This window comes from Ferdinandcohnia sp. SAFN-114 (genome assembly GCF_059415045.1).
Window position 1 is genome coordinate 1 of the sequence record NZ_JBPFDQ010000004.1, and the last position, 13,917, is coordinate 13,917.

Annotated in this window: 13 protein-coding genes and 1 tRNA gene; 2 read left to right on the forward strand and 12 right to left on the reverse strand. The window is 38.5% G+C overall.

The features are described 5' to 3' along the window. Both ACR65M_RS02015 and ACR65M_RS02020 read right to left on the reverse strand, forming a co-directional pair. Positions 1-72 (reverse strand) — tRNA-Asn (locus ACR65M_RS02015). Between the two features lie 121 nt (positions 73-193). Then, positions 194-655: a SprT family protein gene (locus tag ACR65M_RS02020; RefSeq protein ID WP_341329721.1), complete on the reverse strand. Its 462-nt coding sequence runs from the start codon at positions 653-655 to the stop codon at positions 194-196. A 152-nt stretch (positions 656-807) separates the two neighbouring features. Between ACR65M_RS02020 and cmpA the strand changes: the two genes are divergently transcribed. Next, positions 808-921 (forward strand): cortex morphogenetic protein CmpA, encoded by a 114-nt coding sequence (gene cmpA, locus ACR65M_RS02025; protein ID WP_087947091.1) that lies wholly within the window; start codon positions 808-810, stop codon positions 919-921. Between the two features lie 18 nt (positions 922-939). Here cmpA and ACR65M_RS02030 read toward each other — a convergent pair whose 3' ends face one another. The 8 genes from ACR65M_RS02030 to acpS form a co-directional block, all read right to left on the reverse strand. Beyond that, complete coding sequence (locus ACR65M_RS02030; protein ID WP_440272450.1) at positions 940-3,090, reverse strand: Tex family protein; 2,151 nt, start codon at positions 3,088-3,090, stop codon at positions 940-942. A gap of 82 nt (positions 3,091-3,172) precedes the next feature. After that, positions 3,173-3,928 (reverse strand): RNA polymerase sigma factor SigB, encoded by a 756-nt coding sequence (sigB, locus tag ACR65M_RS02035; protein ID WP_341329720.1) that lies wholly within the window; start codon positions 3,926-3,928, stop codon positions 3,173-3,175. Positions 3,929-4,183: 255 nt separating this feature from the next. Next, positions 4,184-4,534 carry a type II toxin-antitoxin system endoribonuclease NdoA gene (gene ndoA, locus ACR65M_RS02040; RefSeq protein ID WP_010284636.1) on the reverse strand — a complete coding sequence of 117 codons (351 nt, stop codon included), beginning with the start codon at positions 4,532-4,534 and terminating at the stop codon, positions 4,184-4,186. A gap of 4 nt (positions 4,535-4,538) precedes the next feature. Next, positions 4,539-4,820 carry a CopG family ribbon-helix-helix protein gene (locus tag ACR65M_RS02045; protein WP_010284645.1) on the reverse strand — a complete coding sequence of 94 codons (282 nt, stop codon included), beginning with the start codon at positions 4,818-4,820 and terminating at the stop codon, positions 4,539-4,541. 224 nt (positions 4,821-5,044) lie between these two features. Beyond that, the gene (gene alr / locus ACR65M_RS02050; protein ID WP_341329719.1) at positions 5,045-6,208 is read right to left on the reverse strand and encodes an alanine racemase; all 1,164 of its coding nucleotides are present in this window, start codon (positions 6,206-6,208) and stop codon (positions 5,045-5,047) included. 187 nt (positions 6,209-6,395) lie between these two features. Further along, complete coding sequence (locus ACR65M_RS02055) at positions 6,396-8,780, reverse strand: immune inhibitor A domain-containing protein (RefSeq protein ID WP_440272412.1); 2,385 nt, start codon at positions 8,778-8,780, stop codon at positions 6,396-6,398. 289 nt (positions 8,781-9,069) lie between these two features. Further along, the gene (locus tag ACR65M_RS02060; RefSeq protein ID WP_121448466.1) at positions 9,070-10,086 is read right to left on the reverse strand and encodes an outer membrane lipoprotein carrier protein LolA; all 1,017 of its coding nucleotides are present in this window, start codon (positions 10,084-10,086) and stop codon (positions 9,070-9,072) included. A gap of 243 nt (positions 10,087-10,329) precedes the next feature. Continuing rightward, positions 10,330-10,689, reverse strand: coding sequence for a holo-ACP synthase (gene acpS, locus ACR65M_RS02065; RefSeq protein WP_341329718.1), 360 nt, complete (start codon positions 10,687-10,689; stop codon positions 10,330-10,332). Between the two features lie 120 nt (positions 10,690-10,809). Here acpS and ACR65M_RS02070 point away from each other — a divergent pair, with 120 nt between their 5' ends. Next, entirely contained in the window at positions 10,810-11,529 is a 720-nt protein-coding gene (locus ACR65M_RS02070) for a rhomboid family intramembrane serine protease (RefSeq protein ID WP_341329717.1), read from the forward strand. A gap of 37 nt (positions 11,530-11,566) precedes the next feature. On the opposite strand, the gene ACR65M_RS02075 is transcribed toward ACR65M_RS02070, so the two are convergent. Continuing rightward, complete coding sequence (locus tag ACR65M_RS02075) at positions 11,567-13,027, reverse strand: PH domain-containing protein (RefSeq protein WP_440272413.1); 1,461 nt, start codon at positions 13,025-13,027, stop codon at positions 11,567-11,569. Continuing rightward, the gene (locus tag ACR65M_RS02080) at positions 13,020-13,499 is read right to left on the reverse strand and encodes a PH domain-containing protein (RefSeq protein WP_341333463.1); all 480 of its coding nucleotides are present in this window, start codon (positions 13,497-13,499) and stop codon (positions 13,020-13,022) included. The genes ACR65M_RS02075 and ACR65M_RS02080 overlap by 8 nt, the downstream gene beginning before the upstream one ends. Positions 13,500-13,917: the final 418 nt, after the last annotated feature.

The following is a 13,917-nucleotide window of genomic DNA, read 5'->3' on the forward strand; positions in this document are numbered from 1 at the left end:
CTCCGCAGGTAGGATTCGAACCTACGACCGATCGGTTAACAGCCGATAGCTCTACCACTGAGCTACTGCGGAATAATGTGACGACATTACTTATTATAAAAACAGACTTCCTTGTTGTCAAGAGAATCTATTTTTTTCTTGTTCAACCGTTTTTGCGGCGACTTTTATAATTTATCATATGATTAAATCAGAGTCAAACTTTTTTTACTTCCATTAATTTCCCTGAACATTTTCCACAAACGTACCGCTTTGTGTCGATTCTTCTTTTCCTTACATATCCTAGCCCACAACCTGTACATGTATACAAGTATTGCTTTGACATCTTTCTTTTTGTGACAGATTCTAATGGTTTACAGAATCGCGGAGCGTCCACAGCCTTTAAGAGATTCCGAAAGTCACGATCGCGATGCTGATATCCTTTTCCTTCAAGATGCAAATGATAATGACACAATTCATGCTTAATAATCCCAACTAATTCTTCAATTCCACGTTCTTGATAATACTTTGGATTCAGTTCAATATTGTGAGATTTTAGAAGATACCTTCCACCTGTAGTTTGTAATCGATTGTTAAAAGTGGCTTTATGAAGAAATGGTTTTCCGAACAGCTCTAAAGAAACCTCTTCTACTATCTTTTGTAGTTCAAACTGTTCCATATTTTTTCCTCCATTCCATCCTTTTCGAACAGGACTTACTGTATCTGCATACACTATATATACTCAAACCTATAGTTTGGTAACTTCACCACTATATTATCATTTTTTTATTTTTTGGAGGGTAAAAGTTTATTAACGAGGAGGTTTAGTCTATGCCTACTTGGCTTCAAAACCAAATGAAACGCGCCTACTATGAGAAAAATCGATACCAAATTAAATTATTGAATCAATGCTGGTATTTTTATAGAAAAAAACACTGCTCATGAGCAGTGTTTTAAGATTTTTTAATTTTGTGGCGGCAGCATTGTTAATGCCACTCTTCCTTTTTTAACATCGACATCATCTATCCAGACCGTTACAACATCTCCGACTGATACTACATCAAGTGGATGTTTTACGAAGTTATTGCTTAGTTTTGAGATATGGACTAAGCCATCCTGCTTAACTCCGATATCAACAAACGCTCCAAAGTCTACAACATTTCGAACGGTTCCTTCAAGCTCCATGCCTTTCGCAAGGTCTTCAAGCTTAAGGATGTCTTTTTTAAGCAATGGTTTTGCCAGTTCATCACGCGGATCACGTTCAGGGCTTACTAATGCTTCTGTAATATCGTGAATGGTGATTTCGCCAATTCCCATCTCAGCAGCCACTTCCTCTGCCACGATAGATGAAATGGCTTCTTTTAATTTATCCGTACCGAGGTCATTACTCGTTAAACCATATTTCTCAAGAAGTTTCTTAACTTCTTTGTAGTTTTCCGGGTGAATTCCTGTTCGATCTAATGGTTCATCACCATCAACAATACGAAGGAAACCGATACATTGCTCATATGTTTTTGCACCTAGGCGTGGAATATTCTTTAATTCGCTTCTGTTCGAAAACTTCCCTTGTTCCTCACGTTTTTTGACGATGTTGTTTGCTACAGCTTTGGATAGGCCAGCTACATATTGTAATAAAGATGGGGATGCTGTATTCACATTGACTCCAACCTTGTTAACTACTGTTTCTACAACAAAAGTAAGCTGGTCATTTAATTTTTTCTGTGAAACATCATGCTGGTATTGACCTACTCCTACTGACTTCGGATCTATTTTCACTAGTTCCGCCAATGGATCCTGAAGTCTTCTTGCAATAGATACAGCACTTCTTTCTTCTACCTGGAAATCTGGAAACTCTTCTCGCGCTATATCGGATGCTGAATACACACTTGCACCCGCTTCATTCACGATAATATAGAAGATTTCTTGATTTACTTCTTTTAAAACATCAGCGACAAATTGCTCTGTTTCTCTTGAAGCTGTACCGTTTCCGATCGCCACCATTTCAACCTTAAATTCTTGTAGAATAGATTTGATTTTCTTAACCGCATCTTCTTTTTTATTCACTGGTGGGTGCGGATAAATGACATCTATTTTTAAAACTTTCCCTGTTTCATCAACAGCAGCTAGTTTACATCCTGTTCGATATGCAGGATCAACTCCTAGAACAACCTTACCTTTTAGTGGTGGCTGTAACAGTAGATTACGAAGGTTTTCTGAGAAAATGTGAATGGCTCTGTCTTCTGCCTTCTCCGTCAACTCTTTTCGGATTTCTCTTTCAATTGAAGGCTGAATCAAGCGTTTATAGCTATCTTCAATTGTTTCTACGATATATGGAGTTACCGGTGAATTTTCCTTCTTTACGATTTTCCGATGTAAGAAGGTTATAATTCGGTCAAGAGGTGGTTCAATTGATACACGTAAGATTTCCTCTTTTTCTCCACGATTCATCGCTAGTACACGGTGTGGAACTACCTTATGAATAGGTTCCTTGTATTCATAGTACATTTCATAGACATTTTTTTCGTCTTTTTCTTGATCCTTTACCGCTGTTTCAATCGTGCCTTGTTTGAAGGTTTCATTGCGGATCCATTGACGGAAAGTCGCGTCGTCCGATATCCACTCAGCGATAATATCTTTAGCCCCCTGGATAGCATCTTCAGCACTGATTACCTCTTTTTCCTCTGAAATGAACCCGGTAGCATATTGTAAAACATCTACATTCATCGGGAAAGTATATAACCATTCCGCAAGTGGCTCGAGTCCCTTTTCTTTTGCCACAGTCGCTTTTGTACGACGCTTTTGCTTATATGGTCTGTATAAATCCTCAACCTGTTGCAGCTTTGTCGATTTCATGATTTCTGCTTGAAGGTCATCGGTTAACTTTCCTTGTTCAGAAATAAGTCGAATAACCTCTTCTTTTCGTGTTTCAAGGTTCTGTAAATACGTCCATTTTTCTTGCACATCCTTAATTTGTACTTCATCTAAAGAACCTGTCAGTTCTTTACGATAACGCGCAATAAAAGGTACAGTATTGCCTTCATCTAAGAGGTTAATCACACTATGCACTTGCTTTGTTGTAATTCCAATTTCTTTGGCGATGGTTTTTACCATCATTTCATTTGTTTGCAATGTCTGTGTCAAAACTGTTTTCCTCCTACTTTCACTTCTAACCCTTATCTATTTTACCAAAATTAACTCATCCAAGTACTGCTTCTCGAAGCTTTTTAATGGCTTTTCGTCGGATCCGGGATACATGCATTTGTGAAACCCCGACTATTCTTCCCGTCTCTCTTTGACTCTTCTCCTGAATATACGTGTAGTAAAGAATTCTCTTTTCACGTTTAGTAAGAACATGGAGAGCATTCTTTACATCCAATCTTTTCAATACCTTTTCGTAAGATTTATCTTTCTTACCCACCGTCTCTATTATCGATTTGCCTTCAGAATCCGGGTCAATCGGCATTTCAATTGACTTTGAATAATATGCTTGTCCAAGTTCCATTGCTTCTAGAACTTCCTTTTTATCTATTTGAAGATGATTTGCGATTTCATGTACCTCTGGTGTCCTTTGTAGGGCTATTGTAAGTTCTTCTTTTGCCTTTTTTATCTTAATTCCGAGTTCCTTAGCCCCTCTTGGCACATGTACACTCCATGTTTTATCACGTAAAAAGTGTTTAATTTCACCAATAATTGTTGGTACAGCAAAGCTATTAAAGCTCTTTCCAACCGTTCGATCGAATCTTCTAATCGCACCTAAAAGCCCAATTCTCCCTACTTGGACAATATCTTCGTGAAACGCTCTGCCTTTCGAGTAGTTCCAAGCAATTGAATTAACAAGATTTTCATACTTCTCAACGATTTCCCTTTCTATTTCCTTTGAGCCAGTTTTTTGGAAGTCCTGTACCAGCCTTTCTACTTCATCTCGTCTCGGATTTGTAGATTGCCTTTTCATTTTTTTCCACCGCTCTCTCTTTTTTGTTTTGAAAGGTATTTAAGGATAATCCTTATTATGTACTTCGATAGAAAAGATGTGATGTCCTTCACATTTCAGAATTTGTTACATAAGTAAAATGCTTTTGTAATATATTATGCAAATGGCATTTATAGGATCAATTTGACTAAGAACGCCACTTTTTGTGGGACTAAAAAATAAAAGAAGCTACCACGGGGTAACTTCTCATAGACGTATCACATATAAATAAATGAATTAAAAATCGATGAGTCCTAAACTAATTTGTAAGGCATCATCCACTCTGTCCATCATCTCTTCATCGAGATGTGTTATCTTATCGGTTAGACGCTGCTTATCGATTGTACGAATTTGTTCTAACAGAATAACTGAATCGCGCTCAAATCCATAACGCTCCGCATCGATCTCAACATGGGTTGGGAGCTTCGCTTTTTGAATTTGTGCAGTTATGGCTGCGACAATGACTGTGGGACTAAACCGATTCCCGATATCGTTTTGGATAACAAGAACAGGACGAACGCCTCCTTGCTCTGAGCCAACAACTGGGGAGAGGTCTGCAAAATAAACGTCGCCACGTTTTACAATCAAATGATTACCCCCCGCTAACTAAGCGTTCTACGGTGTGGTCAGCCTCAGATTCAGCTAAAAAAGCCTCCGATGCAATAGTAAGGTTGATTTTTGCCATTTCCATGTAACCGCGTCTCATAGATTCTGTAATTTGACGCTTCTTTCTCTCGCGTAGATACATTTTTGTAGCTTGATAAATCAGTTCATTACGGTTACCGTTTTCTTGTTTCACTAGGCCATCCAACTCACTAATTAGGTTTTGTGGTAATCGTACTAGAATTTCTGTTGTTGCGCTGGATTCAGACACAAACATACACCTCCACCAACTTGCCACCAATATTCTACTCCAATCTTAATAATACCATTATTATGATTAGATGCAAAGCTTAATCCATTAATTCTTAATTATTATCGACATATACAATTGGTTTTTATGCATAGGTTTTACAAGGTTTCCAGAACCTGCATTTATTTTCGTGCATAAAAAAAGAAAGTTATCCAACGTGTACAACCATTGTACTATTTTCTCTACTAGTAATGTCTTAATAACGGATTTCTCACTTCAATTATTCTCTTATTTCTTAAAAAAATACGTGGAACCCGAAAACTTATCGTACATGTAACCTCGTAGTTGATTGTTTCAAGAGCACTTGCTACATCGTCTACACTAATAATTTTGTTTTTTTGCTCCCCAATTAACGTGACTTTTGTGCCTATCGGGAGTTTATTTGGAAGTCGGACCATAAATTGGTCCATGCAGACACGACCAATGATTTGACAAAATTCACCGTCAATTAAAACGTTCGTATTCTGTAGTTTCCGAACCCAGCCATCGGCATAGCCAACTGGAACTGTTCCGACCCACATATCTTCATCTGCTGTAAATGTTGCCCCATAGCTTACTTTTTCGCCTTTTGAAATTCGTTTTACATGGACAAGCTTGCTATGGAAAGAAAAAGCTTGCTCGAGCTCGTATGGCAGTTGATCTTTTATTTCCAGTGATGGAGTCATTCCATACATCCCAATTCCCAGTCTTACCATATTAAATACTTTATCGGGGAAACGGTAGCCAGTTGCACTATTTGCACAATGTACTAACTTCGGTTTAAATGGAATCCATTCAAGCATTGCCTGGAAATTCCGATATTGTTGTTCAAAATAAGATGTATCAATTTCGTCTGCTGTTGCAAAATGAGTAAAAACACCTTCAAGTTGGAGTTGAGGATTTTGCTCGATTTTCCTAAGGATTGTTTGCAATTCCCCTTTTTCTTTAACTCCAAGACGTCCCATTCCTGTATCAAGTTTCAAGTGAAGGGTAAGTGGAGTACTGCCTTGATAGTTTTCCAATACCTCATCAAGCCACTCCCCGCTATAAATGGTGAGGGCTATATTGTGTTCTGCTGCAAGCGCTACGTCAGTTGGACGTGATGCTCCAAGTACAAGAATCGGTGCATCTATTCCTCCGTGGCGTAGAGAGACCGCTTCATCGATAAAAGCAACTGCAAGATGGGTAGCTCCCGCTTCAAGGGCTGTTTTTGCAACCTCCGCGTCTCCGTGTCCATAAGCGTTTGCCTTAACGACCGCCATTACCTCCACTTGTTCTGGTAAAAAACCTTTCATGTTTTTTACATTCTCAAAAATGCAATCTAAATCCACTTCAACCCAAGTATCACGATAAAAATGGGTAGAGTCCATGAATAAACACCTTCTTAGATTATTAACTACTATATGAATTCGATGATTAAACTTAGTTGTGTCCATGTCAATGGTAGTTTTTCATCATACCCATCTTAACATATGACGAAAAAAAGAAAATATGTTGAAGAAAATTCACAATACATGGCAAAGACCCCTTTGATTGGTCAAAGGGGTCTTACAATTATTATTTAAAAATTAACACCTTACCCACTGTACCATCAGCACTTTGGCCAACAACACGGAATTTCAAACCGTATTCAGGAATATTACGTCCTGCGTCGACTAAGCCTGGGTTACTATAGTCGGCACTGTCGTCAAATAAAGGTGTGCGTTGGGTGAAGTTGTCTTTCATTGTAATACCTAGTAAATCTGTATAGTCTAAAAGCATCTTCTCTGATTTTTCTAAGCTGAATGCAGCATCGTGGAGCTGATAACGCGAAGAGCCAACAGCTTTGTCACTCCAATAGTTAGTATGTTGATCGGCGTCTACAACACCTAAGAATCCATCACCAGGGTGTTCGCCAGTCCAGTTATTATCGTAGGATTCATCGACATACCAGACAACTAGGCCAGGGTCAAAGGACATTAGGCTTGCACCACGGCGTATATGCTTTAAGCCTTCATCGACGCCATTATGAGATCTCCATTCTAGTAAATAGTAATGTTTCGATGTGTATTTACCATCATGTTTTTCAAAACCATCTAATGTAAATTGTGGTTCATTTTCTGCACCGTCAGAGAATACTTCGGTGCTATCCTTTGTTACCTTTACATTATCAACAAAGAAACCATCTAGATTTGTTGCCCAGTCAGTCATTGAACGGAATTGTAGTTGGATTTCTTGACCAGCATACTCGCTTATGTCAATTGATTCATGTACCCAACCATTACTAGTTCCTGTATAACCAGGCAGGTTTTCTTTAATAGCTGGGTAGCCATCTGGATCAAGAGTGCTTGTTGTTCTTTCACTCGAAAGTGACTCCCATGTTTCACCACCATCAACCGAGACTTGAACCATTGCATAATCCCAATCCTGTTCAATGTTATACCAAGCATCGAAATCAAGAGTTGCATTTGTTGTTTCACCTGATAAATCAACTGTCGCCACCATTTTATGGTCAGCCTCGTCACCTTTACCGCCATAATATTCAAAAGATCCAGTAGCAGGAGTATTTAATACATTTACCTTTCCTGGTAAATCAACACGTACTGCATCATTATTGGTACCTTTTGTTACCGCCTCATCAAGAAGTACTTCAGTTCCCTTTTTTGTAATATCATCAGCATGTAAGGTTGTTCCACTTAACCAATTACCACCATGAAGGCTTTGTAGCATTTCTTTTGCAAATGGACTCATACCAGGCGGTTCTGTACCAGGTATATCTCCAGCCCAACTACCCGATGACATTAAAGACCAAAATTCGATGGCTTCTCCTGCTCCGCTATAAATCGTGTCATACTCATCAGGAAGACCTAAATCATGACCAAACTCATGAGTAAACACACCTGCAGCCCCGTCTTCAGGTTCGATTGTGTAATCAAATGCACCTAAAAGTCCGCCAAAACGGTCACTATTTGAAGTTCCTCCAGGTACAGCAACTAATTGACCAAGGTCCCAACGGTGCGACCAGATAGCATCCCCACCAAGAGACCCACCGCCTGCTTCTTCACCTACACCTGCATGGATAACCATAAGATGGTCAATAATTCCGTCTGGCTCATTATAAACACCATCTTCATCATAATCGTCACGATCCCAAACATCGTATTCACTTAAGTCTACATTTGGATCTTGCCCAGCTTTTGTTAAAGCTTCATACACTAACGTACGTGCACGAGCATCACTGCCGTCTGGCGTTGGGTAATTCCCACCATAATAAGCAGCTGGATGATCAGCTGTATACCAGCCAGCTACAGTTCCATCAACTGTATAACTTCCACCTGATTGTTGTTCATAATATTGCTTCATGGATATTAAATTTTCTCCGTTTGGTCCTTCATATCCATCCTCTCCGAAAATCATGTTTTGGAAATGATCATGGGTATAGTCCTCATACCACATGTCTGTTTCTTCTTTTGTAATGGAGCTTTTTTCATAGTCTGGGAAATCAATGGCTAGGACTAGAACCTTATCATGGCGTACGTCACCGTTATATCCCTCTTCTTGTACAGGATCTACTGTATTTTTCTTAGCTTGTCCAAGCTTGTTCCCCTTTCCATTTTTCAACCCATTGTTATTTGTTTTATTTGCAGATTTAAGATTGGCATCAAGCCCGTTTGGTAGCTTGTCCTTTGTTTGGCCAGAGTTTGATGCTTTTGCTTTTAGGAATTTTTTCAACACCTTCTCCGCTTCTGCTGGTGAAGCATTTTTTGCAATTTTGCCGTTTTTCTTGAGCATTTCAATGAGCTTTTCATCGTTTGCGATTCCTAAGTCGATTGGTGAGCCTTGTGAAGCTAGTTTTGAGGATACATCTGATGCGCTAGCATTTGTTGACATGGCTGGACCTGCTAATAGTCCAACGCTTAATGATAAAGCAAGTGCTGTGGAAAAAATCTTTTTCTTCTTCAATTTCATACCCCTCCTACAATCTGTTTTTAGTTCCGTACATTTTGTCCATAATTTCTAACAATCCCAACCCCTTTCAATACTTGGACATGTCTCGCTTAAATAATGTAACAGAGTCTTTTTAAAAAATTTGTAGAAATTCTATATATAGAACTTTTTTTGTTCGTTAAATTCTTCGTTCTATCATCCTCATCCGACAAGATACTTCGGTTTGTGAAATAAATCGTAAAGGATGCCGTCGAAATTTAAAGACAAAAAAACAGACCCGATTATTCGGGCCTGGGTTCGGAGTTTATTTTACAGCCTTGCCTTGTACTGTACGTGCAACTGAGATTAACTCTTCTTGAGTTAAATCATCTGATGCAATCATAAATTCTGCACCATTGTGTGTCCATGAAATTGCTTTATCTGTAAGAGTACCAACTGTAAATCCAAGGTCAACAGGCTCACCGCTTAATGAAATCGTTGTAGCAACCTCAGCAACGCGGGCTGTTTCCTGGATCAGTGTGAAGGTTTTCTCTCCACCAAAAGTCATAATGACACGTGTTCCATTTTCCGTTTCGATTTTCTTTTCTTCTTTTAATTCAACTCCAGCAAGGGCATCCTCTGAAGGATATAGAACTTCTAGTGGTTGCTTATCAACCTCACCCATAACTGGGATCTCACCAATATTTGCAGAAGACATATTCTTTTCAACATCAAATGCTGATTTATCAAAGCTTGCATCAAACTCAACCTTCGTGAATTCAACTAACAACAATACTTTACGATCAGGGTCCATTACCTTAACAGAAACTGGAGCTAAGTCCTTTTTGTTAAATGTAATTTCTTGTTTTGGCAGCATATTATTATTTTTGTAATTTGTTTTTGTTTCAAAAATGTACTGATCCTTTGTAGCTGTAAATTTCGCTTCTGGATCTTCCTGCACATCATGTACTAGAGATTCAAACAGATACGCTTGGCTGCTGTTTTCTGGCCAGTCACTTTGGAAACGGAAGCTTTTGTTAAGAGCAGGTGTCAGAACAAATACTCCTTCTTCATTGCGCAAAATCATCTGGCTTTGGTCCTTTTCTGCATTCTTAAGGTTTACTCGATAGAATGTCGGCTCCTTGTGCCAAATTTCCACTTCATATACTTGTGGATCATTGCCTGTTTGAAGCGTCATCTTCGCATCTGCCTTATAGCCAGTCATTTTTTGTACCTTTGCATCTAATGCACTAACCACATCTTCTTGTGATTTTTCCCCACATGCCGCTAGTACAAGGGCAATAAGTAGCCCTAATAACAACAAAAATACTTTTTTCTTCATTTCCTCTTCAACCCCTTTGCCTCTTATCGCCTATTGGTAGAGACAAAGTGTATTAAGTGACGAACAGGTTAGGAATCATTTCCGTGCGTATTAGGACCCCTTCATTTTCCTAGCGTTCTTTCCAACTCAACCGTGAAGCTTATTTACCAAACTAAGTGAAAATCACACCGTTCATCATATTCATACACCTTGTCTCACCTACCGCACTAAAAATATATGAGGCAAAGTTGTGTAATATGCAGACTAGCTTGACAAGCTTTCAAGAATTACTTGCGCAACGGCATAATCTTTACTGTGCGTGATGGATAAATGGGCCTTTTGATTCATTGGTCTTATAAGGACTGGCTTACCTTTTTCATCTGATAAAACCTCGATATCCAAAAAACTCAAATTCTCACCAATTCCAGTTCCAACAGCCTTTGAATATGCTTCTTTCACGGCGAACCGACCTGCAAGAAACTCTACCTGGCGGGACTCAGAAAGACGAAAAAATTTTTCCTTCTCTGCATTTGTTAATATCCGATCTACAAATTTTTTCTGTCTATGTAAAATTTTTTTAATTCTTTCAAGCTCTACAATATCAATACCTGTTCCAATGATCATTTCAAAATCCTTTCTTCTATAAAAAAGCTTTCAATCATAAGATGGTACAAACGTTAGAGGATGTTCGCCATCTTTTGAAGAATATAGTACGATAAGATGACTACATAAAGGAGTAATAAGATGTTTATAAGAACTGAAAGCTTTCGTCAATTTTTACGATTATATCCTATTATATCAATATTAATCGGGATTCATATTTTTCTTTGGCTGTTGATTTTTTTATCTCTTCCATTTGGAACAACTCTTATGCAGCACATGATTGGATTCAATTTTTTAATTTCTGAAGGCGAGTATTGGAGATTAGTCACTCCCATTTTTGTACATAGCGGGTTTGGCCATATGTTGTTTAATTCATTTTCACTTGTCTTGTTTGGGCCTGCGTTAGAAAGGATGTTAGGTAAATTCAAATTTATCATTGCCTATCTTTTAACCGGGGTAGCTGCAAACCTAGCAACCTTTTACATTGAACCACTAGAGTTTGCCCACGTTGGTTCTTCAGGGGCTATATTTGGATTGTTTGGTATTTACTTATATATGGTCTTGTTCCGTAAAGACTTGATTAGTCAAATGAATTCTCAACTCATTATGACAATTTTAATCATTGGTCTAGTCATGACATTTATAAATACCAATGTCAATATTATCGCCCATATATTTGGTTTTCTTGCCGGCGCTATCATTGGACCGCTCGTTCTACCGAAAAGCTCAGGACAGCCACAGATCATCATGGCAGGAGATTCATCTTACAGACCTCGAATGAGGATTCCTAGACAATTTTCTATCAAACATATTATCTGGTTAATCATTATCATCTTGGTGATACTCGGAATTTTCCTCTAAAAATAAAAGAGCTAAAGCGACTCCGCTTTAGCTCTTGTTAATCATTAAACGGCATATCTTCTGCCATTTTCTTATTTCGCTGTCTGTACCATTCCCAAATGATCCAGCAATCAGAAATCTGTAGATCCTTCACTTCAAACCCTTTGCCTGCGATTGCTGATTTAATAAAGGTTTTAACTGTTCCAAGATTTTTTTTCCTTTGGAAGTGGGATTGTTTCTTGTCCAAGGATTGGATTCGCTTTTTATGATGAAGAACGGTTACTTTACTAAAAAAGCGAAACTGTAAGGTTAACTGGTCCCCCTCTATCTTCCAGCCAGCCACTTTATAGCGACTATAGCCAAGCATTACTCCAATAGGTAAAAGGAGCAAACCTAGGTAACCCCATGAACTAAAGACATAGGACAACATGACAATTGCTGGTACAAACGCTAGAAAAGGCAGCATTCCCCTAAACATATATCTCCACTTTGCATTGGGTGGTGCGTAATTTTCAATTTCTTGCATCTGATAGTCAGATACAAAATGCTGCAACAAATGATTAATGGCATTTTTCTTTACTAAAGGAAAAAGTACAGTTGAGAAATCTTCTCCTTTATTAATCGAGCCACCAGCACTTTCAATATATACTGTTGCATAGCCTAAAGGCTGCCTGATTAAATTCTCACCAATTCGTATGGCCTGTATCCTTGTTAACGGAATGGTTGTCTGCTTCTTTTCAATCAATCCTCTCGTTATAAAAAGCTCATCTTCTCGTTTTACGACTGTAAAATTGGCGTAGCGAAGGGTCATAATTAATATCCCAACTAACCACGCGATCAATAAGAACAAAGCAATGAGTGCGATGATATAGATTAAAATCGATAGACTGACATATTTTTCAATCGTATTATATAATTTTTCAAATGGTAGATATTCTGCAAACTGACTCAAAAATGCCAGTACACCGGAAATAACAATCCCGATTCCCCCTGAGGTGGATGCAAGGACCAGCAGTTCCTTTGGAGTAATTTGATATGTAAATCTCGTTTTTTGTGTTTCAGTTTCTTCTTCCTCTTGCTTTTTCGAACGGGATAAAATTTCACGTAATTGATTGGCTTCTTCTTCTTTAATAGCTGTTAGAACAGCCTCAGCCTGCATACCCCCACCCGCTGTTTCCACCTGTAGTTTGACCAGTCCAAAAATTCGTTGAATAATACCAGCGGAAACATCTATCGTTTGAATTCGCTCAATGGGTATATAGCGTTTTTTACGGATAATCACTCCATATTCAATTCGTAACTCTCCACTTTCTATCCGATAGGTGTAACGATACCAATGCAAGACTCCATAGATCAACATTAATAGAATAAAAGCACATGCACCTAATAAATAATACTTTTCAAAATCATCCCCCGGCCCAACAAAAAAGAGGAAAACTAAAGGGAGTATCATTTCTTTCAGCTGTTTAAGGAAGCTTAAAATGCCAGCAACCGGATGCATCCGACGTGATTCAAACATCATCTTCATCCACCCTTGCTAATCTTGAAATTGAGTCACGCAATTGGTCTGCTTCCTCCAAATCAAGTGCTGGTATTTCATGAACTGTTGCTGCTGTGGAAATAGTAACAGTAGCTAAATGATGTTTACGCAACAACGGACCTTGCTGAGTATCAACGTGTTGGACGCGGTTCATCGGTATAATTGTTCTTTTTACAATTAAAACGCCACGTTGGAGGTCAATTTCATGTTCATGAACCTCATATCTCCAGCGTTTCCACTTCAGCTTCGGTAAAATGAAAATCGTTAAAATTGACTCAATCATGCAAAGTATAAGTAGACCAGTTAAAATCCAGTACGTCCAATCAAAAAGAATCGTAAGGACTAAGACCGTAATGGCTATAGCCCAACCAATCATAGACGAAATGATTGCAGATGTTTTCCATACTGTTAAGGCACGTGTACTAATCCGATTTTTCGGGATGTCCCTCATAATCAACAACCCCTTCTGAATTGGAATATTATTCTTACCAACCTTCTCAGTATAAATGATTTTGAGAAAATTTGACATAAGAAAAAATAGTAGCCATAGTAACATCCGACTAATTGACACAAGAGTATCTTCTGGGTGATATTCATCCACACTTTGAAGGGGATTTCGTACTGACTCTCGACCGCTTATCCCCTTCATATACTCTATGAAGAGGATTTCGTACTTTTTCTTTACCACTTTTCCTCTTCATCGACTTTATGAAGGGGATTTCGTACTTTTTCTTTACCACTTTTCCTCTTCATCTACGCTATGAAGAGGACTTCTAACAGTATCTCTACTGCTTTTCCTTTTCATCCCCGCAATGAAGAGGATTTCGTACTGATTTATCTACCGTTTTTCCTCTTCATCCACGCTATGA

Bases quoted from the DNA above. Each gene is read 5' to 3' on its own strand.
- ACR65M_RS02020 (WP_341329721.1), bottom strand. From the start codon at position 655: ATGGAACAGTTTGAACTACAAAAGATAGTAGAAGAGGTTTCTTTAGAG.
- cmpA (WP_087947091.1), top strand. From the start codon at position 808: ATGCCTACTTGGCTTCAAAACCAAATGAAACGCGCCTACTATGAGAAA.
- ACR65M_RS02030 (WP_440272450.1), bottom strand. From the start codon at position 3,090: ATGATGGTAAAAACCATCGCCAAAGAAATTGGAATTACAACAAAGCAA.
- sigB (WP_341329720.1), bottom strand. From the start codon at position 3,928: ATGAAAAGGCAATCTACAAATCCGAGACGAGATGAAGTAGAAAGGCTG.
- alr (WP_341329719.1), bottom strand. From the start codon at position 6,208: ATGGACTCTACCCATTTTTATCGTGATACTTGGGTTGAAGTGGATTTA.
- ACR65M_RS02060 (WP_121448466.1), bottom strand. From the start codon at position 10,086: ATGAAGAAAAAAGTATTTTTGTTGTTATTAGGGCTACTTATTGCCCTT.
- acpS (WP_341329718.1), bottom strand. From the start codon at position 10,689: ATGATCATTGGAACAGGTATTGATATTGTAGAGCTTGAAAGAATTAAA.
- ACR65M_RS02070 (WP_341329717.1), top strand. From the start codon at position 10,810: ATGTTTATAAGAACTGAAAGCTTTCGTCAATTTTTACGATTATATCCT.
- ACR65M_RS02075 (WP_440272413.1), bottom strand. From the start codon at position 13,027: ATGTTTGAATCACGTCGGATGCATCCGGTTGCTGGCATTTTAAGCTTC.
- ACR65M_RS02080 (WP_341333463.1), bottom strand. From the start codon at position 13,499: ATGAGGGACATCCCGAAAAATCGGATTAGTACACGTGCCTTAACAGTA.